We start from the raw sequence: 24,682 nt of genomic DNA, 5'->3' as shown, positions 1-24,682 counted from the left end.
CATGAAAGATCCCCTTACTTTAATTGAAGTGAGGGGATCGAAGTTTTTATTCTACGATTAGTTTTGAAATCATGGCTGTGTGTCCAGAGCCACAGAATACAGAACAAATAATTTCGTATTCACCTGGTTTGTCTGCTGTAATGACTTGGGAAGGATTCTTCTTAGATAGTTGAACCTCTAACCCAGGAATCATAACGCCGTGATTACCTTCTTCATTCTTGAATACAATCTTAACTGTGGTACCTTGCTTAATGCGATATTCTTGTTGGTCAAAAGTATAATTTGAGGCTTTAATGACGATCTCCTCGCTTGGAGCTACTCCGGTATCTGAAACCCCACTGTTGGAAGAATTCGAAGAGGAATTGTCCCCTCCACATGCAGATAAGGTCATTAAGAGCATACAAGTTATAATTAATACAAGTGCTTTTTTCATATTACACTCTCCCATAGGCGTGATATTGTGACAAATATAGTAATATCATACCTTATCGAAGACATTTTTACACATCATGATTTGAATGATTCGTGAACAAAATCTGATTTGTGTAGAGTAGTAGATCGTGTATCTTAATGAATAATGGTCACAGGAAAGCCCCTGTTCCATGGAACAGGGGCTTATCTGCTGTAGGTACTAAGAGTTATTTACCACTCTTGATTAACGATGATCACGACCGGCATCATAGGGTGTGGCTACCGGTATGAAGAGGTCAATAATCCCAATGACAAGTGCAGCAAGTAGAGCTCCAAGCATAGTTACGCTAACTCCACTGACGATGAACTGGGCAATATAAATGACCAAAGCACTCACCAGAAAACCGACGATACCTCTACCAAAGGGGTTAATTCGTTTGCCGAATATTCCCTCAACGACCCAACTAATTAAGGCAATCACTAGAGCGAGTATAAGTGCGCTCCAGAATCCACCTACGGAAAACTGTGGAACGATCCAACCTACAACCATTAACACCAGTGCTGCTACAATGAATCTAACGACATGACCCAGGAAGTTCATGCAATTGGCCTCCTTTACACATGAATAATGTGTTATGCAAGAGTTATTGTATTCAATTTATCAGGAACTTATGTATGGAAGTTCAAAATAGCGAATTTGGATTAGTTTCGTTATAATAAAGTCAAGGTTGAAAGGAGTAGTGAATAATATTGGATGATAAAATTTTACATACTTTAGAATATCGCAAGATTTTAAATAAATGTTCTGGCTATACCCAGACAAGTATGGGTAAACAGGCGGCAGAACAACTTAAACCCGCTACAGATTTAGAGTCCGTCAATTCACAATTAAATGTTACGAATGAGGCTTATACAGTAGATCGATTAAAGGGGACTCCCCCATTTGGTGGAATAACGGATATTTCTGCAGCAACGAAGCGGGCACAGATCGGTGGGACATTGAATCCTCATGAATTGGTTGCAATAAGTAATACTATTTATGGATCCAGACGTATCAAACGATTTATTGCTAACATTCATGAGGATGAGCCAGTAAAGATTTTGTTCACACTCAGTGAAGGGATCTCTGAACAGAAGGTTCTGGAGGATACAATCAAAGAATGCATAGATGAAAATGCTGAGGTGATGGATTCTGCAAGCTCAGAACTAGCACAGGTTCGCAGAGAACTTAGATCTGGGGAAGTTCGTATTCGTGAAAAGCTGGATTCTATGATTCGCTCCTCTACGGTCTCTAAGATGCTTCAGGATCAATTGGTTACCATTCGTGGAGATCGTTTCGTTATCCCGGTGAAGGCAGAACATCGTTCTTATTTCGGTGGTATCGTTCATGATCAATCCGGTTCTGGTGCAACACTGTTCATTGAACCTGAGGTCATCGTAGCGATGAATAATAAATTGCGGGAATTACGGATGAAAGAAGAACGCGAAATTGAAGTTATTCTACAGAAATTAACGGCTCTTGTTGGTGATGAAGCAGAAATGTTGCTTATAGATGTTGGTGTGGTTGGAGACCTTGATTTCATATTTGCAAAAGCACGATTAGCACATGTGATGAAAGCATCGATGCCACAGATGAATGATATTGGATATCTAAAGCTGAAAAAAGGACGGCATCCGCTCATTCCATTGGAACAGGTTGTTCCTATTGATGTGGAACTGGGCAAGACGCATACTTCCATTATCGTAACTGGCCCGAATACGGGAGGCAAGACGGTTACGCTGAAGACGATAGGACTTCTTTGCCTCATGGCGATGTCTGGATTTTTCGTTCCTGCTGAAGAGGGTAGCGAACTAAGTGTGTTTGACGCCATATTTGCGGATATTGGGGATGAACAAAGTATTGAACAAAACCTGAGTACTTTTTCAAGTCATATGACCAATATAATTCGGATATTGAAGCAAATGACGCCTAAAAGTCTCATCCTTCTGGATGAAGTAGGGGCTGGAACAGATCCTGCGGAAGGGTCGGCGTTAGCGATATCTATTCTGGAACATATCCACCGCTTTAACTGCCGGATGGTGGCTACGACACATTATAGTGAGTTAAAAGCTTATGCATATGAACGTCAAGGAATAATTAATGCGAGTATGGAATTTGATGTTAATACATTGAGTCCTACGTATCGTTTATTGATCGGAGTTCCCGGGAGAAGTAATGCTTTTGCTATCGGAGAGCGATTGGGATTACAGAAAAGCATACTGGATTTCGCTCGTGGTGAAGTGAAAGAGGAAGATATGCGTGTGGAGCATATGATAGCGTCTCTTGAGGACAATCGCCTTCGTGCTGAGAATGAGCGTAAACAAGCTGAACAGCTTCGTATGGAGATGGAGGCATTGCGAATTCAGCATCAACGAGAGTTAGAGAAGTTGGATCAACAACGTGATAAGTTATTGGAAAAAGCAGAGCTTAACGCACAAGAAGTGATCAACAAAGCTCGTGTCGAAGCAGAACGAATTATATCTGAACTACGCGATCTTGCCATGACTGAAGGCGCATCGGTGAAAGAGCACAAGTTAATTGCCGCACGTAAACAACTTGAAGAAGCTGAGCCGAAGCAGCGTAAGAAGTCTCCGACTAAGAATCAAATCAAAGTTCGTACGATAGAACCTGGGGATGAGGTAAGATTATACAGTCTGAACCAGAAAGGTCATGTTGTAGAACTTAAAGGAAATAAAGAAGCTATAGTACAGTTGGGTATTATGAAAATGAAGGTTAGCTTAGATGATTTGGAACTCTTGAATGCAAACCAATCAGATAAACCTCAGAAGCAGAAGAATGTTACAATGGTTAAACGAACTCGAGATGATAATATTCGCCGTGAACTGGATCTACGTGGTGCCAACCTGGAAGAAGCGTTGATGGAAGTGGATCATTTCATTGATGAGGCATTTTTGAGCAATCTAGGTCAGGTTAGTATTATCCATGGTAAGGGAACAGGGATTCTTCGAACAGGAATTAACGAGTATCTTCGTAAGCACAAACATGTGAAAAGTTATAGGTTAGGTAATTATGGAGAAGGCGGAAATGGTGTTACCGTCGCTGAGTTGCATTAAGTTTCAGTTGTAAGGAGCGTCAGCCCTATGAAAAATCTGATACGTATATTATTTGTTGCTGCTGTTATGTTTATAGTAGCTGGGATTGTTTATTTGAAGAATAGCTAGGAGGAAGGTTTCATGGAAACAACAGTATGCCCATGGTGTCAGACCGAAATTGTATGGGATGAAGAACTAGGTCCTGAAGAAGAATGTCCGCATTGTCAGAATGAACTGAATGAATATCGGACACTCAACATTGATATAGAGGAAGACGGCGAGGAACTTGAACCGGAAGTCATGACTCATTCTCACGATGAAGACAAGCTATCCATATCGCCATTCTGGGAAAGAGATGTTAGTCGTACTACCTCAACTATTCGTGCACTTGATAAGTATGAGACAAGTCATGATTTGATGAATTACGAGGAAATGGTTGAGAAAGTGCTAGATGAACAAGAAGAAGTTCCAGAATGTCCTCATTGTCATGAATACATGTTGTTAGCAGGACAGCAAGTTACAGATGCGGGGTTCCAACCTGCCGTAGTTAAAGCGCTACAGTCCCCGATTCTAAGCACACCATTCACGGTGGATTTGTACATTTGCACAGGATGCTTCCACGTGCAGACAACACTTTCTGAGGAAGATCGATTAAGACTTGTACAAGGATTGAGTAAATAATGGATTGCGATTACAGGGAGAAGTATTTACCCTGATGCAGCAGCAAACTCAGTATTCGGTACCTAGTCAAGCACCACGATCAGAATTAGATAAGCAAGTTCAAGCATCTCAACAAACACAACAAGAATCTCGCCAATTCGTGAGTCAAAAGACAGGGAATGATATACAAAATGGATATATTCCTAATGCGCGACAACAATCCCAATCGGTACATTCTCAATATATGTAAACGATTGGAATAAGTATGTAAGATATGAAATAAAACCGTCTCATGAGGCATCAAGCTAATTGGGACGGTTTTTTCTATGCATATACCACAAAATATTGTAGTATATGTATTAATCTCTTTTACGCGGGTATGACATTTATTATTATCAGTGCCCACGAAAAGCAAGCACTGGAGGATAACTTATGAAGGAACTAAACGATCTCAAAATGAAGGTATTGGACCTTTTGAAAGAGGATGCGAGAAGGTCACCGTCTTTACTAGCTACCCTACTTGGTGTTAGCGAAGATGAAGTTACAACGGCCATAGCCGAGCTTGAAAGTGACCACGTGATTGTGAAGTACTCTGCAGTTGTGAACTGGAGCAAGATTGAAGATGAGAAAGTAACAGCTCTTATTGAAGTTCAGATTACTCCAGAACGCGGGCGTGGATTTGAGGGGATTGCAGAACGCATTTATTTATATCCTCAGGTGAAATCCGTTTATTTGATGTCTGGTGCTTATGATTTACTTGTAGAAGTTGAAGGACATAACTTAAGAGAAGTAGCGAATTTTGTATCCGAGAAGCTATCACCAATTGAATCTGTACTTTCAACGAAGACGAATTTTATTCTGAAGAAATATAAACAAGATGGGATTATTCTCGAGGATCACGAAGAAGATACTCGACTCATGATCTCTCCATGATGAAGGAGGAAGTGTGATGATCTTGGATGAAGGGCGTGTTACAGAGCACAAAAAGTCAATGGAATCCTATTTAGCGCCGCTCGTCAGGGAGATCGCTCCTTCGGGCATTCGTAAATTTTTTGATCTCGTTTCTGCTAATAAGGATATTATTACACTTGGTGTGGGCGAGCCTGATTTCGTCACACCATGGCATGTACGTGAAGCATGTGTATACTCTTTAGAACGTGGACGTACAGGATACACCTCCAATGCAGGAATGCCTGAACTTCGTGAAGCTATTGGTCGATATTTAGAGGAGAGCTTCCAGGTCAAATATGAACCCTTGAAGCAGATTTTAGTTACTGTGGGCGGTAGTGAAGCGATAGATTTAGCATTACGTGCACTGATTGTTCCGGGTGATGAGATCCTTATTCCAGAGCCTTGTTATATATCCTATTCGCCGATCACTGCTATTGGAGGCGGTGTTCCAATTGGTATTGAAACAACGTCTGAGAATGGCTTCAAATTAACGGCTGAGGCTTTGGAAGCAAAGATCACACCTAAATCAAAGGTGCTGATATTATGTTATCCAAGCAATCCGACAGGTGCTATCATGACTTACGAGGATTGGCTTCCGATTGCTAAAGTGGTAGAAAAACATGATCTAATCGTTATTTCTGATGAAATTTATGCCGAACTTACGTATGGAGAGAAACACGTTAGTTTTGCATCTATTCCTGGAATGAAGGATCGAACCGTGCTTGTAAGTGGATTCTCCAAGGCATTTGCTATGACTGGATGGCGCATGGGATATGCATGTGCGCATGAAGATCTCATTGCAGCCATGTTAAAGATTCATCAATATACCGTGATGTGTGCTCCAGTGATGGGTCAAGTTGCTGCATTGGAGGCTTTAACAACTAATGGTTTAGAGGAAAAAGATCGTATGATGGAATCTTATAACCAGCGTAGACGTTTGGTTGTTCAGGGGTTACGTGATATTGGACTTGATTGTCATGAACCACAAGGGGCATTTTACGCATTCCCAAGCATTCAAAGTACAGGGTTATCGTCAGATGATTTTGCTCAAAGACTGCTCGTAGAAGCTAAAGTGGCAGCTGTTCCAGGTAACGTCTTTGGACTTGGTGGTGATGGTTTTCTTCGCTGTTCATATGCAACCTCGGTTGCTCAACTGACGGAGGCCCTCGACAGAATAGGCCGATTTGTAGAGAAATTGAAAAAAGGCTGAATATTTTTTAAAGTAACAATATGTTCACTTTTATAATTAGTATATGATATGTTATAATTTGTCTCTAAGAGCAAAAACTATCTAATGGAGGGATTCGATTTGTTTTTTGCCGCTGATTATGAAATACCCAAATATCGGGGAGGTTATATCTCCGAGGGGAAGATTGGTAAATGGCCAAGCAAAACGATAGAATCTTCGAATAGAGAGTTTACATTGGAAGATGAGATCCGTTTGCTCCGCAGCAAGATGGAACAGATATTCATCCAAGAACAGTCATTTACTTCTGAAATTGTTATTGAAATTAGTAGTCTACTAGATTTAAAGATAAATGAATATATGAAGTCATTTCCCACTAAAAAATAATATTTAGATCACAAGGAGGCTCGTAAGTATGAGCCTCCTTTTTATCGGTTCACTATTTATGATATATTGGTCTTATTATCGATTGGGGGAGCAGACATTGAAACGTATTGGGCAATGGATTCTGATTTGCGTAAGTATCATAATGTTGGCAGGTTGTGGGAAAAATGATGCGGATTTTTCTATTTTTTTAACTGAATTTTCGCAAAGTCCTACTGAAATTAGAGAGTCGGTACAGCAAAAAATCCAAGAGAAGCTTGGAGAAGAACCTAAGGTGACGATCACGACAGCGGCATTATACGTTGAACAAAAAATATTGCTAGAATACGCGGCTGGTGAACACGAAATTATCATTGTGCCTGAAGATATTATGAAACGATATACCCAGCAGGGTGCTCATATGGTTCTTGATCAGGATTTCGATTCCGCAAAATTCACCGAAGGTGTATTTGAGGGTGGCGTAATGGATGAAACAACAAATGAGATAATCACTGAGAAGCATCTATTTGCAATTCCTCTCTCAAAAATGAAATTATTTGAAGGTTTGGATTTCCCAACGGAAGGTTTGTTTGCCACGATTCCATTTTCCACGAGTTCAGTTGAGAATTCTGTTAAAGTGATGAAGGCTATGATCGGGGAATAATTGGAGGAGTAACGCTCCAAAAACTAAGAACATGCTTCCGAGGTAAGTTTTTGAAACGTAGAATTATCGGAGAAGCCTAGCTCTCCAAAAACTAAGCATATGCTTCCGAGGCGAGTTTTTGACGTAGTAAAATCAAGGAGTAACGCTCCAAAAACTTTTAGGAGGATTTCAATGAAAGTATACACACGTACAGGCGATAAGGGTGAAACCTCTGTTATTGGAGGGCGAGTGATCAAAGATGATAATCAAGTGGAAGCTTATGGAACGATAGATGAGTTGAATTGTTTCGTAGGACAAGTGATTAGCCTCGTGGAGGGTGAATTATTTGCTGATCTGAAGGAACAGTTGTTAGAGATACAACATGAGTTGTTTGATTGTGGTTCAGATTTAGCATTCGTTAAGCTCAGTGAGAGTAAATATAAAGTGACAGGCGAACTGGTAGAGCGATTGGAACTTTGGCTAGACACGTGTGAGAAAGAGAACCCACCGCTTGAGCGATTTATTCTACCTGGTGGAGACTTGATATCTTCCACTCTCCATGTTTGCCGCACGGTGTGCCGTAGAGCAGAGCGCAGAACAGTTACTTTAGGCAAGGAAAAGGATATAAATCCTGATGTACGTAAATATTTAAACCGTTTGTCTGATTATTTCTTCGTGATTGCAAGAACGGTAAATGCACGTAAAGGAGTAGCAGACATCGAATATGTACGTAGTCAAAAGGTGTTCAAATCAGAGAAATGAGCCAATATTATAATCCAATCACATACGTAGTTTCTGCTGAAGAAGAAGGCTTTAAACTTAAGACGATTTTGCAGAATAGGATGCATATTTCTCGCAAGCTGTTAACACGTTTGAAACAGACTGAGGAAGGTATCATGCTCAATGGTCAAAGAGAGTATATTAGCATTCATGTAAGGAGTGGAGATAGGGTTGAAATACGGATGGAGCAGGAGACTTCTGAAGATATTTTACCTCAGCCCATTCCTTTTGATATTTTATTTGAAGATGACCATCTGTTGATCGTTAACAAAGAGGCAGGTATCATTGTTCATCCCACTAGCGGTCATTACACAAATACGTTAGCGAATGGAGTCGTCCATTATTGGCTTGAACAAGGGAAATCTTTTCGGTTTCGACCGGTTCATAGGCTTGATCAGGAGACAACTGGTGTATTAGTTATCGCTAAGAATCCTTATGTTCATCAACATATCTCTCAGCAGATGATTGATGGACATGTCGACAAGAAATATATTGCATTGGTTCATGGTGTGCCAAGTCCCTCTGAGGGTATGGTAGATGGTCCTATTGATAGAGACCCTTTGGAGCCGCATCGTAGAATTGTGACACCAACAGGGTATAGTTCACTGACACGCTACTGGTTGATTGAAGAATTTAATCAGGCAAGTATGGTGCAACTAAAGTTAGAAACAGGTAGGACACATCAGATCCGTGTGCATATGACTTCGATAGGGTGTCCATTGATTGGTGATTCGTTCTATCGACATCCAATCTATAATACGCTGGATATGGATCAAATAGATGAGCTCACAGGAACGGAAGTTGAGGATAAGTTGAATGATGTGAATGATGTGGTGAGGATTGATCAACTGATAGGTCGCCAAGCACTGCACGCATCGGAGTTGTCATTTGTACATCCTATTCTGCAAGAACGGATGACGATTACTGCACCACTTCCTCTTGATATGGACACACTTCGAAATCAATTACTTCATCACCCACTTGAGGAGGAACAATAAATATGAGTAAACTTGTCATATATCAGTATCCACAGTGTGGTACTTGCCGTAATGCAATGAAATGGTTACGATCCAATGGACATGATCTTGAAACTCGTCATATCGTTGAGGAACCACCAACAGTCTCTGAATTAAATGAATTAATTAATAAGAGTGGGCTAGAACTAAAGAAATTTTTTAATGTGAGTGGAGAAGTATATAAGAGCTTGGGACTAAAGGATAGGCTTGGAAATATGTCCCGCGAGGAACAAATTGAATTACTCTCATCCAATGGGAAGTTAATTAAACGACCTATCGTAAGTAGTGGGGAGCAAGTGACGGTTGGCTTTAAAGAAGATCAATATGCCAATGTTTGGTGAAGTGAGTAATTCCACAAAGCCTTAATAAAGGTGTGATATACTTAGCCTATCACCGCCATCAGCGCGGAAGAAAGATATATATAAGGAGCGGTTAAAAGAGTGACAAGTCAGAAAAAACAATCTTTAATGCTGGTCGATGGAATGGCTTTATTATTTAGAGCGTATTTTGCATCGGCTTCTAGTGGATATATCCGTCGTACAAAGGCTGGCGTACCTACCAATGCTATCTATGGGTTCGTACGTTATTTTTGGGATGCTGTCCAAACATTTGATCCGAGTCATGTCGTTTGTTGCTGGGATCTGGGCGGAACTACTTTTCGTGCTCAGGAATATTCGGCTTATAAAGGAAATCGTTCGGAAGCACCTGAAGATCTTATTCCTCAATTCTCGCTAATCCGTGATGTCATTGAAAGTTTCGGAATTCCTAATGTAAGTTATCAAGGATTTGAGGCAGATGACTGCATTGGTACGTTAGCAACACAAATCAGTCAAGAAATGAATGTTACGATATTAACAGGGGATCATGATTTACTTCAACTTGTGAGCCCGACAACGAGTGTCATTATTATGAAAAAAGGACAGGGTAATTATAAAGTATATACTCCTGAATCTTTGTATGAAGAAAGACAGCTTCATCCTCGTCAAATCATTGATATGAAGGCACTGATGGGTGATGCCAGTGATAATTACCCTGGTGTTCGTGGAATAGGAGAAAAGACAGCGATCAAGCTTATTCAGGAATATGAATCAATTGAGGGGATTCTTGAGAACCTCGATCAACTCTCATCGAGCGTGCGTACGAAGATAGAGAATGATCTGGATATGCTACATTTATCACGCAGGCTCGCAGAAATTCATTGTAAAGTACCCGTTGAGTGCGCAGTGGATGGTTGCCAGCTTGAAATAGACAATGTTCTGATTTCGTCCAAGTTCGAAGAATTGGAAATGAAGAGCTTATGTCAATTGATTGGAGTTGAAGCGGTCTAAGTGAGCAGATCATGGTTTAAGTCAAAGCGAAAAAGAATGGTATTGATTGTCATGCTTGCAATAATAATGACATTATCCTGTATACTTCCTGGGCGTATGAATACCTCGTATGCAGCTTCTAAGTCTGCTATCAGAAATGAAGTGAAAAAGGTAACGGTTAGTGGGCGAAGCTTTAACGTACGGACCGTGTCGATTCCTAAAGGAGTACCAACTACTGTTGGGCTAGCAAAGGGGAAAGTGGGGTTGACTCAAGACTTCAACGCCATTGTAAAAACATATCGTGCAGAAGCGGCAATAAATGGGGCTTTCTTTGAAGCTTATGGAGGTCCACCGGATCCTTATGGAAATCTGATTGTGGACGGAAAGATAGCGCATATGGGACACTATGGGACTACGATTGGTTTTAAATCTGACGGAACCGCACTTATGGATAGTCTTAGATTAAGTCTTTCGGGTAAAGTATCTAGAACCGTAGGCAGTCCTATAGGCTGGTATGCGACCTTTATTAATAGGACGCCTTTGGCAAATGCTAATGTTAGCATTTTATATACAGAAGAACGTGGGAGTCGTGTTGGATTTAAGGGTGGTATTGCCGTTGTGATAGAGAACGGCAAAGTTACGTACAAAGGACCGAATGACAATGTTATAATTCCAAAAGAGGGTTATGTTCTTATATGTAACGGTACAGAGAAGTCGATGGCCGAACGCTTTGAGGTTGGAGCGGATGTGGAGATGAGCGTTACGTATAAAGACGATAAGGGACAAGCCCTTCCTTGGGAGGAAGTCATTACGGCAGTTGGAGCTGGACCCCGACTAGTGAAGGACGGAAAGGTTTCAGTAACTCCTGCTGCTGAAGGCTTTAAAGATCAGAAGATTTTAAGTAGTGCTGCTGCACGTAGTGGAATTGCGATTATGGCAGATGGATCTGTTATGCTTGCTACAGTCTCAGGGGCGACTATGAAGCAGTGGGCTGAAGTGATGCACAAGATGGGTGCTAAACAAGCTATGAACCTGGACGGAGGGGCGTCCTCCGCACTTTACAGCGGAGGGAAAGTGCTTACTCCAGCGGGACGATTACTAAGCAATACGTTAATATTTGGAAGCAACCTGAATAGAAATCCGTAAGTATAAATCAAAAGTCATAAGGGGGATTTGTCAACATGGGATTATTAGGAGCTATTGAAGCAGGTGGGACGAAGTTTGTTTGTGGTATAGGTACGAAGGATGGTGAAGTTGTGGAGAGGGTTAGCTTTCCAACAACAACACCAGAGGAGACAATGGCACAGGTAGTCTCCTTTTTTGAGGGGAAAGATATTGAAGCGATTGGGGTTGGTTCTTTTGGGCCCATCGATCCAATTAAAGAAAGCGATACATATGGTTATATCACAACCACACCGAAACCACATTGGAGCCAGTACAATATTGTTGGACATATGAAATCTAAATTCGATGTTCCAATCGGGTTCGATACGGATGTGAATGGAGCTGCTCTGGGTGAACATCTATGGGGTGCAGGACAAGGCCTCGATAGCTGTATATATATTACCGTGGGTACAGGTATTGGCGCTGGAGCTGTCGTTAACGGAAAAATGTTGCATGGCCTATCTCATCCTGAAATGGGACATATTGTCGTTCGGCGTCATCCAGAAGATTCATATAAGGGGACATGCCCTTATCATGCGGATTGTTTAGAGGGACTAGCAGCAGGACCAGCAATCAGCGGGCGTTCTGGATTGCAAGGTGTTGAATTAAAAGTGGATCATCCGGCGTGGGAGATGGAAGCATATTATTTAGCGCAGGCTTTAATGAATTATATATTGATATTATCTCCGCAAAAGATCATTATGGGTGGTGGCGTTATGAAGCAGAAACAGCTCTTTCCGCTGATTCAACGCGAGCTCCGTCATCTTCTGAATGGTTATGTACAGCATGCATCCATTAATAAAGATATAGAGCAGTATATTGTTTCTCCTCAACTAGGTGACAATGCAGGACTTTGTGGAGCGCTCGCGCTTGCACGGTTAGCACTTGAGGAAGTTTAATTACGAACACTGGTAGATATGAATTCACGTTGACGAAATTACAGTATATGGTATTATAGGGATAACAGTATAACATGGTCCGACCGAGGAAGCACCTCTCTTACATTATTGTAAGGGTGGTGCTTTTTTTGCGTGTTGTACTGAATGATAGGGAGGGATGAAATATGCAGGTTGTTTTTATGAATCGATTAGTCAAAGGATCACAAAGTGATGAGGAAGCGGCAGCGCAAGTATGGATTGGTGAGGAGGAAGGGGTTTGGCATCTAGGATGGCGAGATTTCCAGATGAACGAAGAATTCGTTGATTCTTCATGGTACGAAGGCGATTCATGGAATGAGTTACTATGCATTTATCGTCACGGGCTTGCCATCAAGCTTGGAGAGGGTTACCGACCTATCGTAGAAGGTGTATTCCATGAAGAAGAAGAGCAACGTTATCGCGGTCAGAGTGTTCAGAAACTATATTGTTATAGTGAATTTCATCCTGAGGAAAATTTATATAACGAGTTATGTGCATGGAGACGTAGGAGAGCTGTTTCTGAACGAAAGGCTCCTTATTTCATTGCAAGTAATAAATTGTTACGGCTAATCAGTAGCTTTATTCCTCACAATGTGGACGAGCTAATGCAACTACCTGGCGTAGGTGATAACAAAGCAGGGGACTATGGACCGGATATTTTAGAGATAACAGCTAAAGTAGCACGCAATCATAACTTTCCTTTAAATTGGGTTTACGCTGAATTAAACGAAGAGGTTTATATGACTTGGGTATTCAAACAGAAGGAGCAGAAATACAAACTTGAGCTTGATCAATATAGGATGCGTCGAACTCTTATGATGGGTATATCGGGTGGGAAGAACCTGGGGCAGTTAGAACAGGAATGTAATACACCACGCAAAGAAATTGTTGAAGCATTGGAGGAACTAGAGAAGGAAGGTTACGATACGGAGCATCTTATACAGAATGAACTACAGGAAATGCCTAGTGACGAGCAGAATGCAGTATGGTCAGCACTTGAAGAGCTGGGGGATATGTTCTTAAAGCCAGTTCTACAAAAGGTGTATGGTGAGAGTAAAGAGGCTATTGCCAGAGGAAGTATAGATCTATTGTATGAACGTATACGCTTGATTCGTATCCGCTTTCGACGGGATCAGGAATCTAAACGGAACGTCGGTTAAATATAACACAAGGACGAAAGATTCTCTTTAGACAGAGCATCTTTCGTCCTTGTGCGATGATTAGATCCAATCCTTTTTTTTGAATATGAGGAACATACCGAAACCTAAAGTCGCCATGATACCGATGATCATGAAATAGCCATACTTCATGTCTAATTCAGGCATGTTTTTAAAGTTCATTCCATAAATCCCGGTAATAAGTGTTAACGGAATGAAGATGGTCGTGATAGCCGTAAATACCCTCATAATTTCATTTGCACGGTTAGCGATACTGGACTGGTAAGCTTCTCGTAAGTTACCCATAAGGTCACGATAGGTTTCGAAAGTTTCTGTGATTTTCACAGCATTCTCATAAATATCGCTGAAATACTTCTGTAATTGGTCGTCAATCAGTCGTAGATCCTTTTTGTTAAGAATGTTAATGACTTCTTTTTGAGGTCCAAGAACTTTCTTCAGCCACAATATTTCACTTCGTAGTCCAATGATTTCAATAAGATGAGATTTCTTAGTGTGCATTAGAATATCTTCTTCTAATTTCTCTATTCTGGCTTCGATTCGATCACCTACAGTGAAATAGTTATCCACAACTAAGTCAATGAGCAGATATAAGAACCGATCGGGTGAACTTACCTCTTGCTCCCAAAGGATGGGTTTTAGTGAACGAAGTTCATTTATTTTTTGATTCGTAACGGTAATAATATAATTTCTCCCTAAGAATACACTCAAGGCTCGTAGGAAAATTTCTTCATCATCGAACCGGATACTGTTGACGACAATGAAGTAATGGTTCTCATATATTTCAATCTTAGGGCGCTGTTCATCTTCACTAAGACAATCCTCAACAGCTAGATCGTGTAAAGAAAAGAGAGGTTGCAATAACATGAGATCCTCTGCATCTGCGTCGATCCAATAGAATCCTTCTTCAGGTGGGGTTAGTGTAGTTTGGATGTCATCAATGGGGGTGAATACCCCAGAATTAACCAATCGAATTTTCATTAGTCTTCACTCCTTCATCCCCATGATCTGCCATGGGTAGCGCTTAGTTACGCGCATAGAAAAGAGATCAGTCTAGTTATTGGAATGGAGCTAAAGGTAAGGAGAGAGGATCCTTACACACGGAGAAATTGAATAGCTCCTTCCTCCAACAGGCTGGTTCTAGTCCTATGCGGTTGTGTTGTACAATTAATCAGCTTGGGCTTCGGGTCGCCGTCCATCTTCCATGTCACCTCTTCTTTAACCAGGATATAATACTTGTCTAGTATAACGTCCTCCTAACATCCTTTCAAGAAGAAAAAAGGTTGCTTAGTCTAGTCTACAGCTTATGAGGATGGAGTGATCTATGTGTTAGTGAGTTAAAAATTTATCTGTAAAATTGTAGTTCGCTTCTTGACGAAGGTAACGTTATGATTTAAAGTGAATTCAGGTATAAATATTTACCAATTACAAATCAAACTATAAATGAATAAAGCGAAATCTTATCAAGAGCAGGTGGAGGGACAGGCCCGATGAAACCCGGCAACCGGCGTTTAATAACGCACGGTGCTAATTCTTGCAGGAAGATTTGTCGAATTGTCGGCAAATCCTTCTTGAGAGATGAGAGAGGCGCATAGATTAACGATGATGACCTTTCTCCTATGGATTTTTCCTATGGATTTAGGTTGTTTTTGTTTATAAAACCCTTTCCTCAGTCATGATTATCGCCGATGTCAGCCAAAGGAGTGTAATCAGCATGCCGATTAAGATTCCAGATACGTTACCAGCGAAAGAAATACTTGCTGGGGAGAACATATTTGTCATGGATGAAAGCCTGGCTTACCACCAAGATATCCGTCCCCTGCGAATTGCGATTCTCAATTTGATGCCTACGAAAGAAACGACGGAAACACAATTACTTCGTTTACTTGGGAATTCACCACTTCAGGTGGAAATTGTATTGTTGCATCCAAGCTCACATACTTCCAAGAACACATCTGAAGAATATTTAAGAACATTCTATAAGACGTTTGACGAAGTTAAATTTAGACGTTTCGATGGCCTTATCATTACAGGAGCGCCCGTGGAACAAATGGAATTCAAAGACGTTAACTATTGGGAAGAATTGCAGGAAATATTTGAATGGAGTAAGACTCATGTGACATCGACACTTCATATATGTTGGGCTTCTCAAGCAGGTCTCTATCACCACTTTGGCGTGCCTAAATACGATACTGGCGAGAAAATATTTGGTGTATTCTCACATACCGTCAACTCACCGAATGTGAAATTGTTAAGAGGTTTTGATGAAGTGTTTCATGTACCTCAATCCCGTCATACGGAATTCCGTCGCGAGGATATTGAAGGAATTGCTGAACTGGAGATCTTGTCGGAATCAGAAGAGTCGGGTATTTATATTGTGGCGACCAAAGATGGCAAGCAAATATTTGTCACAGGTCACTCCGAATACGATCCTTTTTCATTGAAATGGGAATATGAACGTGATGTAGCGAAAGGGCTAGAAATAGATTTGCCGAAACATTATTATCCTAAAAATGACCCTAATCGTGTACCTCCAGCAATATGGCGTGCACATGCAAGTTTATTATTTGCAAATTGGCTGAATTATTATGTATACCAAGAGACACCTTTTGATATTGGAGAAACGCTGGAAGTATGGCCGCAAATATAACAGACCAGAAGGGGAGAAGAAGAATGAAGGAGAAAAGGTTACGAATAGAGAGTCGCTTGGCTCAAATCGGATCCATTGAGGAGCCAATAACAGGAGCAATCAATTTCCCTATCTATCAGGCGACAGCTTTTCGTCATCCTCAACTAGGGAAAAGTACAGGTTTTGATTACGCTCGTACGAAGAATCCAACCCGTAAAGTGTTAGAAGATGCTTCTTCTCAACTAGAGTCTGGAGATGCAGGCTTCGCATGTAGCTCAGGAATGGCTGCCTTGCAGACCGTCTTCGCGATGTTCGGTCAAGGGGATCATCTTATTGTTTCATTAGATTTATATGGAGGTACCTATCGGCTGTTAGAACGAATTCTTTCCAGATTTGGAGTAAGTGCCTCTTATGTGGACACGAATGACCTGGATGCATTAGAGAGTAACAGACGTCCTAACACGAAGGCTGTTTTTATTGAAACACCTACGAATCCGTTGATGATGATTACGGACATTGAAGCTGTCTGTTTGTGGGCACAACGTCATCAATTGCTTACCATCGTTGATAACACGTTAATGACGCCGTTCTTTCAACGGCCGTTAGAATTAGGTGCAGACATTGTCGTTCATAGTGCTACGAAATACTTAGGCGGTCATAACGATGTTTTGGCAGGAATCATCGTGACAAAAGGTAAAGAATTATCTGAAGAGATGTTCTTCCTTCATAATTCTATCGGAGCGGTACTCGGACCGTCAGACTCATACCAACTGATGCGTGGAATGAAGACATTGGCACTACGGATGGAACGTCATGAGAGTAATGCGATCGCAATAGCTGAGTTCCTACTTACTCATGAAACGGTAGCGGAAGTATTTCATCCGTACCTTAAGGATCATCCTGGACATGATATCCAAAAGAAGCAATGTAGTGGTAACACGGGGATATTCTCTTTTAAAGTAAAAGATGCTCGTTATGTGGAACCGTTACTTAGACATATTAAATTAATTGCGTTTGCAGAAAGTCTGGGTGGGGTTGAATCTTTGATGACTTATCCAGCAGTGCAGACACATGCAGATATTCCACTGGAAATTCGCGAAGCGATTGGTGTAGATGATAGACTACTTCGATTCTCTGTTGGTATAGAACATGTAGAGGATTTAATTGCAGATCTTGGAGGGGCACTAGATGCAGCTCGTGAAGAAATTGAAGGAGGACAATAAGGATGAGTAATCAACAAGATTCCGGAAAACATTCTCAAGCAGACTTTGCAACGAAGCTAATACATTTCGGATCGGAAATTGACCGTACGACTGGGGCATCTAGCGTTCCAATCTATCAAGCCTCAACGTTTCATCATGAAGATGTATTTAATCCACCTCAATATGATTACAGCCGTTCAGGCAATCCTACACGTCAAGCTTTAGAGGATTATATTGCTCTATTAGAGGGCGGTGCGCGAGGGTTTGCTTATGCTTCAGGAATGGCGGCTATCTCTAGTACATTTATGCTGTTATCGTCTGGTGAACATGTCATTGTCACTGAAGATGTTTATGGTGGAACGTATCGTCTCTTAACAAGTATTCTGAGTAGATTGGGTATTGAGACAACGTTCGTTGATATGACAGATTTGGACCAGGTGAAGGGCGCACTTAAGCCTAATACCAAGGCTGTTTATATGGAGACGCCGTCTAATCCTACATTGAAAATTACAGACGTTGCAGCGGTCACTAACTGGGCTAAAGAGAATGATCTTATTACCATATTGGACAATACGTTTATGACGCCTTACTATCAACGTCCAATTGAACAAGGTGTGGATATTGTCATCCATAGTGCCACTAAATTTCTAGGGGGGCACAGTGACGTTCTTGCAGGACTTACTGTAGCTCGGACAGCTTCCATTGGCCACCAGTTAAAGCAACTTCAGAATGGCTTAGGTACAGTTCTGGGTCCGCAGGATTCGTGGCTTCTTATTCGAGGTATGAAGACGCTGAAAGTACGTATGAATCAAAGTGAAATTAGTGCTGGTAAGCTTGCGTCTTGGCTTAATGAAAGAAAGGATATTTCTGCTGTGTTCTATCCTGGATTGATAGACCATCCAGGCAGAGAAATTCACGAGAAACAGTCAACGGGTTATGGCGCAGTTGTGTCTTTCGATGTTGGGTCAGGAGAACGTGCGAAGAAAGTGCTCAATAAAGTTCAGATTCCATTGGTTGCTGTAAGTCTGGGGGCGGTTGAAAGTATTCTATCTTATCCTGCGATGATGTCTCATGCTGCTATGCCAGTCGAAGTTCGTGCTGAGCGCGGGATTACAGATGGATTACTTCGTTTCTCTGTCGGTTTAGAGGATATCGAGGATCTAATTAATGATCTCAATCAGGCGCTTCAAGAGGACTAAGAACGAACGACAGACAGCATCGTATACACGGTGCTGTTTTTTTTTGAGTCTATTATGTTAAGATTGGGTGGTAAGTTTATTTTTCTTATTATCATATTAAGGGAGGTTGCCTTTATGAATACAGTAGATCGTATATTAGAAAAAGCAATTCGAGGAGAACGTCTTAATCTAGAAGAAGGCGTTAGACTTATGGAGAGTAACGAGATTGAGAAATTAGGACACACAGCAGATATTCTCATGAAACGGATACACCCTGACCCGATTACGACTTTCGTTATTGGTCGCAATGTTAACTATACTAATATTTGCGATACATATTGTCGGTTCTGTGCGTTCTACAGAGCGCCGGGTTCAAGTGAAGGGTATGTGCTACCGGATGAAGCCATCTTTCAGAAGATTAAAGAAACGGAGGATGTGGGTGGTACCGAAATTCTGATGCAAGGTGGAACAAATCCAGATCTTCCATTTAATTATTATACGGACCTGCTCAGAGGAATTAAGCAACGATTCCCTAACATTACGATGCATTCCTTCTCGCCTGCTGAAATACGCACAATGCATAAGGTTTCTGGATTATCACTAGAAGAAGTCGTTCGCGAGCTTCATGAAGCGGGGCTTGATTCGCTTCCAGGTGGAGGCGCCGAAATTTTGGATGATCGTATTCGTAAAAAGATTAGCCGATTAAAAGGCACTTGGCGCGAATGGATGGATGTTATGCAAATAGCGCACAAGCAAGGAATGAACACTAGCGCCACAATGGTTATCGGTTTTGGCGAAACGATGGAAGAAAGAGCACTTCATATGTTGCGTATTCGTGACGCGCAAGATGAGTGTATTACGAATAAGTATAACTCCAAAGGGTTCTTGGCATTCATCCCATTTACTTTTCAACCGGATAATACGAACTTTGTACGCGAACGTGAGACACCGGAGGCTTATCTGAAGACTGTAGCGGTTGGTCGCATTTTACTTGATAATGTGCCACATTTACAATCATCATGGGTAACGATGGGTCCTGAGATAGGTAAATTGTCTCTGAGCTACGGATGTAATGATTTCGGAAGTACGATGATGGAAGAAAACGTGGTTTCCTCTGCAGGAACAGTTCATAAGGTGAATATAGAATCTATCGTCGAACTGATCCGTGATGCGGGTAAAATTCCAGCTCAACGTAATACTAGATATGATATCTTGAAAGTGTTTGAAGATGGAACAACGGTTGATCGTGATTTTGTAATGCAAAATTAAATAGTACCCATTAAGGGGCTGTCCCAGAGGTCTGTATAATGATCTCTGAGATCAGTCCCTTTTTAAAATATAAGAAAGTCACTTGATACTCTATTCCTAATATTTCCGTTGAAACGGGTGCCGTCCTTGGAGAAGGACGGCGCAGCCGTTTCTACTTGTTTCCATCGTATAGTTCTGGCTTAAAAAAAGCATACGGACACGTAACTGAGAAATGTTAGCTTGTTTTCCACTAACCCCTTCCGTATATCCTCTGTTCAGGGACCATATACTTAACAAGGATAATGAAAGGAGTGTTCTCCATGGTACTATTCAGCATATCAGCTACGACAGCGGGCGCAGAAAAAGTAACATTTGAAAGCATTATTTTGAGAAAAAACAAAGAACTACATAAGAAATACAAGGCATTGAAATTCTCATGTGTTTCAAGTGAGGGCACTTCAGTGTGGCAATGCATGGGGAATGAACAGAAAATCGCCTTGGGTGATGGAATGATCATTCTATACCAACTTGCTGCAGAGGCAGCTGCTGAAATCATCTTAGAAATAAAGGAACAACATATAATTAGAACGTTGCTTCGTGATGAATTTGATTTCTCCGGTAAAGAGGAGTCTGAGCGAATTATAAAGCATTGCGTCTCTTTATTAGAGAAGGGGAAAGGCACTCCGAACGAACCGTGGAAACGTCGGTATCTGATGCTTACTAAGAGCTTACAACAGTGCTTACTGGAGAGTTCTGATTTAAATATAGATGGATTTATTTCCTTTCGACTTCAAAATTATGGTGTAGAACTGCGGGAGATCATCGAATATGCTGTAGATGAGTTCTTGGTTGATCGACAGTATGAAGAATTTGTAGGGTTACTCAAATATTTCGTGTACTTTCAGGAACCACAGATTCCATTAGTTCACGTTGTTCATAAGGGAGGACAGGAACTGTTATTGTTCGATGAGTTCATGAATCCCTTAGAAAATAAATCCAACGAAGGTGTTTTCGTAGAAAGAATTGATCAACAGGATATGGAAATGGAAGATGCCGTTGTTAGTACCCTTATTTCGGTATCACCAGCTAAATTAATTCTCCATACACGTGATACACAAATGCCAGCTGTCAAAACGTTGTTGCAAATATTCGATAAACGGGTAGAGATATGCCACTATTGCCCAGACTGCGATGTTTTCTTTAGGGAGAAAGAGAAGATATGACTTGACGTTTCGTGTCAGCTAGAATTATAATAACTGTTAAATTGACTAAAAGCATTGACGAAGACATGAACCACGAAGAATAGGGCTGTTCAGAGAGAGGGAACGTAGGCTGCAATTCCCTTCAGTTACCAACGTAGGTTTACCCCTTTGTAGTTGCGATTATGAACTTCTCTAATATATATGTTTTAGAGCATAGTAAGAATCGCCGGTTCATTACCGTTACCAAATGCTGATGAAGGACATTGGGTGTGCATTCAATGAATTGAATGCATGTATATACAATTGTCAAATTAGGGTGGAACCACGGGTGATAACACTCGTCCCTTTACCGGGATGGGTGTTTTTTTGTTGTCTTTTTTTGAAGAATAGAAATTATTAGGAGGGATTTACGTGGCAGTTAGCATTAAATTACCGGACGGTTCCGTTCGTGAGTATGCTGAGGGTAGCAGTATTGAAGATGTGGCAGCGTCCATAAGTAGTGGTCTGAAAAAGAGTGCAGTAGCAGGTAAATTTAATGGGGCTGTGGTGGATTTATCTACACCATTAGTAGAAGGAGCACTCATTGAAATTGTGACACTGGATTCGCCAGAAGGTATTGAGGTAATGCGTCATAGTACTGCTCATGTCATGGCACAAGCCGTGAAGCGTTTGTTCGGTAACAAGGAGGTACATCTAGGCATAGGTCCTGTGATTGAAGATGGTTTCTTTTACGATATGGATCTTGAGCATCCTCTCAACCCAGAAGATTTACAGAAGATTGAGAAGGAAATGGAACGTATTATTGGTGAGAACTTACCGATTACTCGTAAAGAAGTTAGTCGTGAAGAAGCGCTACAAATATTTGGTGATCTTGGAGACCCGTATAAGATCGAATTAATTAACAATCTTCCAGAAGACAGCATTATCTCGATGTATGATCAGGGTGAATTCTTTGACCTTTGTCGTGGACCACACTTACCTTCAACAGGAAAAATTAAAGTGTTTAAGTTGATGAATGTTGCCGGAGCATATTGGCGCGGAGACAGTAAAAATAAGATGTTGCAACGTATCTACGGAACCGTATTCCCTAAAAAAGCACAATTGGACGAGTATTTGCATTTCCTAGAAGAAGCGAAGAAACGCGATCACCGTAAATTAGGCAAAGAGTTGAAAATGTTCACATTCTCACCTCTTGTAGGGCAAGGTCTTCCACTGTGGTTGCCTAAGGGTGCTAAATTACGTCGTACATTGGAACGTTATATCGTAGATATGGAAGAAAATCTAGGTTATCAACATGTCTATACGCCAGTGCTTGGTAATGTGGAACTTTACAAAACTTCAGGTCACTGGGAACATTACCAAGAAGATATGTTCCCCAAAATGGAACTTGATAACGAGGAACTCGTGTTACGTCCTATGAACTGTCCTCACCATATGATGGTGTATAAGAGTGATATGCGTAGTTACCGAGATCTACCTATTCGTATCGCTGAGCTTGGTATGCAGCACCGTTATGAAATGTCAGGAGCTTTGACAGGATTACATCGTGTTCGTGCGATGACGCTGAACGATGCGCATATCTTCTGCCGCCCGGATCAGATCAAGGAAGAATTTAAACGTGTTGTTACACTGATCACTAAAGTGTATGAAGACTTTGGAATCAAGGAATACCGCTTCAGATTGTCGTACAGAGACCCTCTGGATACTGAGAAGTATTGGCCGGATGATGAAATGTGGGAATCAACACAACGTATCCTTCGTGAAGTTGTAGAAGAAATGGGGCTTCCATTCTTTGAAGCTGAAGGCGAAGCGGCATTCTACGGTCCTAAGTTGGACGTGCAGGTGAAGACAGCCCTTGGTAAGGAAGAGACGCTTTCTACAACTCAAATAGATGTGCTATTACCTGAACGATTCGAATTAGAATATGTTGGTGATGATGGGCAGAAACATCGTCCAGTCGTCATTCACCGTGGTATTCTTGGAACAATGGAGCGCATGACTGCATTCCTACTTGAGAACTTTGCGGGTGCACTTCCACTTTGGTTGTCTCCGGTTCAAGTAAAGGTTATTCCAGTATCAGGTGCTTTCGAAAGTTACGCGAATAAGGTTGTAGACAAGTTGAAACTTAGTGGCATTTCGGTTGAAGCTGACTTACGTAATGAGAAGTTAGGATACAAAATTCGTGAAAGCCAACTTGAGAAAATACCGTATATGTTCGTAATTGGTGAGAATGAAATGAATAGTGGTACCGTTTCAATCCGTAAACGTGGTGAGGGAGATATCGGGGCTAAGCCTCTCGATGAGGTCATTTCCATGTTGAAGGATGAGATTTCAAATCACCGTATTTCATAATTTCTAACCATATTTAATGGAGTAATCGTTCTTTGTTTAGTAAAGGGTTGTCAGGCCAAATTCATATGGCTTGACAACCCTTTATGTATATATATCCGTTGTATTGGGAACCCTCGCTAGTAAGGGGGAGATTTTCATATGAATAAAATTATATCTTGGCAAAGAATTTTGATCGGTGTATTCATCGCTGGAATGATGATGGGTGAGAATAAATCGTATGCTTCCATGAGTCTTACTCAGTGTAGCTATGCCGGAATGACAATAAATACATGTTACCAACAACAGCAATATTACGCTCGTGATACGAATACAAAGAATATTGCAACTGCATTGAAGACGAAGCAACCCACCAAACAAGTAACGAAGCCAACACCGAAGAAAGTAACAACGCAAGCAACAAGTAAAGTAAAGGGTCCGTTCATCGCAGTTCTAGCTCCAAGCCAGGCGCAGGTTATTCGAACTGTTAAGGTTGTCGCAACAGGCTACACGGCGGGCTATGAATCTACGGGTAAACGGCCGAGCCATCCCGAATATGGGATTACCTATTCAGGTGTTAAGGTGAAACGTGATAAGAACAAGATATCAACGATTGCTGCGGACCCTAAGGTATTTCCATTAGGTAGCATTCTATATATTCCGGGTTATGGATACGGTGTTGTCGCTGATACAGGTTCCGCCATTAAAGGGCGCAAGATTGACCTTTATTTTGCTACAACAAAGCAAGTGTATAAAGAATGGGGTAAGAAAAGTGTGGAAGTACAAGTAATCAGGCGCGGAAATGGGAAATGTTCGGAAAAGATGTTACGAAGTCTAGGTAAAGCCATCGAGACTTATAAATCGTTACCTTCTTTTGTGCTTGAGAAATCCATCTGAGTCAACGAATGTATTTGATTTTATCACTGCTGCATAATTTTCCGTCCGCGTTACATACTATGGACTGGGGAAAAGCATTGAAGCCCTACTTAAAGCTTGCACATGCAAGTCTAAGAGGAGGTGAAATCTCATGCCAAATAATCAAAATCAGAATTCAAGACAAAAGAAAGTACAAGATAATTTCAAAACACCGAATGAAAAGTTTAACGCTGAATTTGCTGAGGAAAATGGTCAAATTCAGAAACCAAATAAAGTACAAGAAAATTACAAAACGCCAAATGAAAAGTATAATGCGGAGTTTGAATCTCAAAACTAATTTGTGAATCAATGAG

General features: G+C 41.2%; 25 protein-coding genes and 1 riboswitch. Of the genes, 22 read left to right on the top strand and 3 right to left on the bottom strand.

All coding sequences use genetic code 11. The features are described from left to right. Positions 1–46: 46 nt before the first annotated feature. Both PGLA_RS01215 and PGLA_RS01210 read right to left on the bottom strand, forming a co-directional pair. The gene (locus PGLA_RS01215; protein WP_068527508.1) at positions 47–433 is read right to left on the bottom strand and encodes a cupredoxin domain-containing protein; all 387 of its coding nucleotides are present in this window, start codon (positions 431–433) and stop codon (positions 47–49) included. A 222-nt stretch (positions 434–655) separates the two neighbouring features. Then, complete coding sequence (locus tag PGLA_RS01210; protein ID WP_068527506.1) at positions 656–1,012, bottom strand: phage holin family protein; 357 nt, start codon at positions 1,010–1,012, stop codon at positions 656–658. A gap of 149 nt (positions 1,013–1,161) precedes the next feature. Between PGLA_RS01210 and PGLA_RS01205 the strand changes: the two genes are divergently transcribed. The 14 genes from PGLA_RS01205 to PGLA_RS01140 all read left to right on the top strand — a co-directional run bounded on the left by PGLA_RS01205 (position 1,162) and on the right by PGLA_RS01140 (position 13,651). Next, positions 1,162–3,525 carry an endonuclease MutS2 gene (locus PGLA_RS01205; protein WP_068527505.1) on the top strand — a complete coding sequence of 788 codons (2,364 nt, stop codon included), beginning with the start codon at positions 1,162–1,164 and terminating at the stop codon, positions 3,523–3,525. 120 nt (positions 3,526–3,645) lie between these two features. Then, a complete protein-coding gene (locus PGLA_RS01200; RefSeq protein ID WP_068527500.1) occupies positions 3,646–4,185 on the top strand; it encodes a hypothetical protein in 540 nt (179 codons plus the stop codon). 34 nt (positions 4,186–4,219) lie between these two features. Further along, positions 4,220–4,414, top strand: a complete 195-nt coding sequence (locus PGLA_RS01195; protein ID WP_068527499.1) for a hypothetical protein — start codon at positions 4,220–4,222, stop codon at positions 4,412–4,414. Positions 4,415–4,596: 182 nt separating this feature from the next. Next, positions 4,597–5,097 carry an Lrp/AsnC family transcriptional regulator gene (locus tag PGLA_RS01190; protein WP_068527498.1) on the top strand — a complete coding sequence of 167 codons (501 nt, stop codon included), beginning with the start codon at positions 4,597–4,599 and terminating at the stop codon, positions 5,095–5,097. A gap of 16 nt (positions 5,098–5,113) precedes the next feature. Next, the gene (locus PGLA_RS01185; protein ID WP_068527495.1) at positions 5,114–6,325 is read left to right on the top strand and encodes an aminotransferase class I/II-fold pyridoxal phosphate-dependent enzyme; all 1,212 of its coding nucleotides are present in this window, start codon (positions 5,114–5,116) and stop codon (positions 6,323–6,325) included. Positions 6,326–6,487: 162 nt separating this feature from the next. After that, positions 6,488–6,688: an aspartyl-phosphate phosphatase Spo0E family protein gene (locus PGLA_RS01180; RefSeq protein WP_245699666.1), complete on the top strand. Its 201-nt coding sequence runs from the start codon at positions 6,488–6,490 to the stop codon at positions 6,686–6,688. Between the two features lie 28 nt (positions 6,689–6,716). Next, on the top strand, positions 6,717–7,328 hold the full coding sequence (locus PGLA_RS01175; protein ID WP_084410649.1) for a hypothetical protein: 612 nt from the start codon (positions 6,717–6,719) through the stop codon (positions 7,326–7,328). Positions 7,329–7,499: 171 nt separating this feature from the next. Further along, the gene (locus tag PGLA_RS01170; protein ID WP_068527491.1) at positions 7,500–8,069 is read left to right on the top strand and encodes a cob(I)yrinic acid a,c-diamide adenosyltransferase; all 570 of its coding nucleotides are present in this window, start codon (positions 7,500–7,502) and stop codon (positions 8,067–8,069) included. After that, the gene (locus tag PGLA_RS01165) at positions 8,066–9,085 is read left to right on the top strand and encodes an RluA family pseudouridine synthase (protein WP_068527489.1); all 1,020 of its coding nucleotides are present in this window, start codon (positions 8,066–8,068) and stop codon (positions 9,083–9,085) included. Before PGLA_RS01170 ends, PGLA_RS01165 begins: the two co-directional genes overlap by 4 nt. 2 nt (positions 9,086–9,087) lie before the next feature. Next, positions 9,088–9,444, top strand: coding sequence for an arsenate reductase family protein (locus PGLA_RS01160; RefSeq protein WP_068527486.1), 357 nt, complete (start codon positions 9,088–9,090; stop codon positions 9,442–9,444). A gap of 126 nt (positions 9,445–9,570) precedes the next feature. After that, a complete protein-coding gene (locus PGLA_RS01155) occupies positions 9,571–10,431 on the top strand; it encodes a 5'-3' exonuclease (RefSeq protein WP_068528328.1) in 861 nt (286 codons plus the stop codon). Between the two features lie 66 nt (positions 10,432–10,497). Continuing rightward, complete coding sequence (locus PGLA_RS01150) at positions 10,498–11,556, top strand: phosphodiester glycosidase family protein (RefSeq protein ID WP_245699647.1); 1,059 nt, start codon at positions 10,498–10,500, stop codon at positions 11,554–11,556. 35 nt (positions 11,557–11,591) lie between these two features. Then, positions 11,592–12,473 carry an ROK family protein gene (locus PGLA_RS01145; RefSeq protein WP_068527483.1) on the top strand — a complete coding sequence of 294 codons (882 nt, stop codon included), beginning with the start codon at positions 11,592–11,594 and terminating at the stop codon, positions 12,471–12,473. 164 nt (positions 12,474–12,637) lie between these two features. Continuing rightward, on the top strand, positions 12,638–13,651 hold the full coding sequence (locus PGLA_RS01140; protein WP_068527480.1) for an HRDC domain-containing protein: 1,014 nt from the start codon (positions 12,638–12,640) through the stop codon (positions 13,649–13,651). Between the two features lie 60 nt (positions 13,652–13,711). Here PGLA_RS01140 and corA read toward each other — a convergent pair whose 3' ends face one another. Continuing rightward, positions 13,712–14,647 carry a magnesium/cobalt transporter CorA gene (gene corA / locus PGLA_RS01135; RefSeq protein ID WP_068527478.1) on the bottom strand — a complete coding sequence of 312 codons (936 nt, stop codon included), beginning with the start codon at positions 14,645–14,647 and terminating at the stop codon, positions 13,712–13,714. Positions 14,648–15,123: 476 nt separating this feature from the next. After that, positions 15,124–15,251, top strand: a riboswitch (SAM riboswitch). A 129-nt stretch (positions 15,252–15,380) separates the two neighbouring features. On the opposite strand from corA, the gene metA reads away from it, so the two are divergent. The 8 genes from metA to PGLA_RS01095 all read left to right on the top strand — a co-directional run bounded on the left by metA (position 15,381) and on the right by PGLA_RS01095 (position 24,666). Continuing rightward, complete coding sequence (gene metA, locus PGLA_RS01130; protein WP_068527475.1) at positions 15,381–16,316, top strand: homoserine O-acetyltransferase MetA; 936 nt, start codon at positions 15,381–15,383, stop codon at positions 16,314–16,316. 23 nt (positions 16,317–16,339) lie between these two features. Further along, positions 16,340–17,518 (top strand): PLP-dependent transferase, encoded by a 1,179-nt coding sequence (locus PGLA_RS01125; protein WP_068527473.1) that lies wholly within the window; start codon positions 16,340–16,342, stop codon positions 17,516–17,518. Between the two features lie 2 nt (positions 17,519–17,520). Beyond that, on the top strand, positions 17,521–18,696 hold the full coding sequence (locus tag PGLA_RS01120; protein WP_068527471.1) for a trans-sulfuration enzyme family protein: 1,176 nt from the start codon (positions 17,521–17,523) through the stop codon (positions 18,694–18,696). A gap of 114 nt (positions 18,697–18,810) precedes the next feature. After that, entirely contained in the window at positions 18,811–19,944 is a 1,134-nt protein-coding gene (gene mqnC, locus PGLA_RS01115) for a cyclic dehypoxanthinyl futalosine synthase (RefSeq protein ID WP_068527469.1), read from the top strand. A gap of 299 nt (positions 19,945–20,243) precedes the next feature. After that, positions 20,244–21,146, top strand: a complete 903-nt coding sequence (locus PGLA_RS01110; protein ID WP_068527467.1) for a putative sporulation protein YtxC — start codon at positions 20,244–20,246, stop codon at positions 21,144–21,146. Between the two features lie 390 nt (positions 21,147–21,536). After that, a complete protein-coding gene (gene thrS, locus PGLA_RS01105) occupies positions 21,537–23,477 on the top strand; it encodes a threonine--tRNA ligase (protein ID WP_068527464.1) in 1,941 nt (646 codons plus the stop codon). A 138-nt stretch (positions 23,478–23,615) separates the two neighbouring features. Then, positions 23,616–24,350 carry a 3D domain-containing protein gene (locus PGLA_RS29325; protein WP_068527458.1) on the top strand — a complete coding sequence of 245 codons (735 nt, stop codon included), beginning with the start codon at positions 23,616–23,618 and terminating at the stop codon, positions 24,348–24,350. A 130-nt stretch (positions 24,351–24,480) separates the two neighbouring features. Next, on the top strand, positions 24,481–24,666 hold the full coding sequence (locus PGLA_RS01095) for a hypothetical protein (RefSeq protein WP_068527454.1): 186 nt from the start codon (positions 24,481–24,483) through the stop codon (positions 24,664–24,666). Positions 24,667–24,682 lie beyond the last annotated feature (16 nt).

The sequence above is a fragment of the Paenibacillus glacialis genome (assembly GCF_001637205.1).
Lineage (GTDB): Bacteria > Bacillota > Bacilli > Paenibacillales > Paenibacillaceae > Paenibacillus_AQ > Paenibacillus_AQ glacialis.
The sequence above is the reverse complement of the archived record's forward strand: the minus strand, read 5'-3'. Positions and strand labels throughout refer to the sequence as shown.

Coding starts and splice junctions, on each gene's coding strand:
- PGLA_RS01215 (WP_068527508.1), bottom strand. CDS start 433: ATGAAAAAAGCACTTGTATTAATTATAACTTGTATGCTCTTAATGACC.
- PGLA_RS01210 (WP_068527506.1), bottom strand. CDS start 1,012: ATGAACTTCCTGGGTCATGTCGTTAGATTCATTGTAGCAGCACTGGTG.
- PGLA_RS01200 (WP_068527500.1), top strand. CDS start 3,646: ATGGAAACAACAGTATGCCCATGGTGTCAGACCGAAATTGTATGGGAT.
- PGLA_RS01195 (WP_068527499.1), top strand. CDS start 4,220: ATGCAGCAGCAAACTCAGTATTCGGTACCTAGTCAAGCACCACGATCA.
- PGLA_RS01190 (WP_068527498.1), top strand. CDS start 4,597: ATGAAGGAACTAAACGATCTCAAAATGAAGGTATTGGACCTTTTGAAA.
- PGLA_RS01185 (WP_068527495.1), top strand. CDS start 5,114: ATGATCTTGGATGAAGGGCGTGTTACAGAGCACAAAAAGTCAATGGAA.
- PGLA_RS01175 (WP_084410649.1), top strand. CDS start 6,717: ATGAGCCTCCTTTTTATCGGTTCACTATTTATGATATATTGGTCTTAT.
- PGLA_RS01170 (WP_068527491.1), top strand. CDS start 7,500: ATGAAAGTATACACACGTACAGGCGATAAGGGTGAAACCTCTGTTATT.
- PGLA_RS01165 (WP_068527489.1), top strand. CDS start 8,066: ATGAGCCAATATTATAATCCAATCACATACGTAGTTTCTGCTGAAGAA.
- PGLA_RS01160 (WP_068527486.1), top strand. CDS start 9,088: ATGAGTAAACTTGTCATATATCAGTATCCACAGTGTGGTACTTGCCGT.
- PGLA_RS01155 (WP_068528328.1), top strand. CDS start 9,571: ATGCTGGTCGATGGAATGGCTTTATTATTTAGAGCGTATTTTGCATCG.
- PGLA_RS01150 (WP_245699647.1), top strand. CDS start 10,498: ATGACATTATCCTGTATACTTCCTGGGCGTATGAATACCTCGTATGCA.
- PGLA_RS01145 (WP_068527483.1), top strand. CDS start 11,592: ATGGGATTATTAGGAGCTATTGAAGCAGGTGGGACGAAGTTTGTTTGT.
- PGLA_RS01140 (WP_068527480.1), top strand. CDS start 12,638: ATGCAGGTTGTTTTTATGAATCGATTAGTCAAAGGATCACAAAGTGAT.
- corA (WP_068527478.1), bottom strand. CDS start 14,647: ATGAAAATTCGATTGGTTAATTCTGGGGTATTCACCCCCATTGATGAC.
- metA (WP_068527475.1), top strand. CDS start 15,381: ATGCCGATTAAGATTCCAGATACGTTACCAGCGAAAGAAATACTTGCT.
- PGLA_RS01125 (WP_068527473.1), top strand. CDS start 16,340: ATGAAGGAGAAAAGGTTACGAATAGAGAGTCGCTTGGCTCAAATCGGA.
- PGLA_RS01120 (WP_068527471.1), top strand. CDS start 17,521: ATGAGTAATCAACAAGATTCCGGAAAACATTCTCAAGCAGACTTTGCA.
- mqnC (WP_068527469.1), top strand. CDS start 18,811: ATGAATACAGTAGATCGTATATTAGAAAAAGCAATTCGAGGAGAACGT.
- PGLA_RS01110 (WP_068527467.1), top strand. CDS start 20,244: ATGGTACTATTCAGCATATCAGCTACGACAGCGGGCGCAGAAAAAGTA.
- PGLA_RS29325 (WP_068527458.1), top strand. CDS start 23,616: ATGAATAAAATTATATCTTGGCAAAGAATTTTGATCGGTGTATTCATC.
- PGLA_RS01095 (WP_068527454.1), top strand. CDS start 24,481: ATGCCAAATAATCAAAATCAGAATTCAAGACAAAAGAAAGTACAAGAT.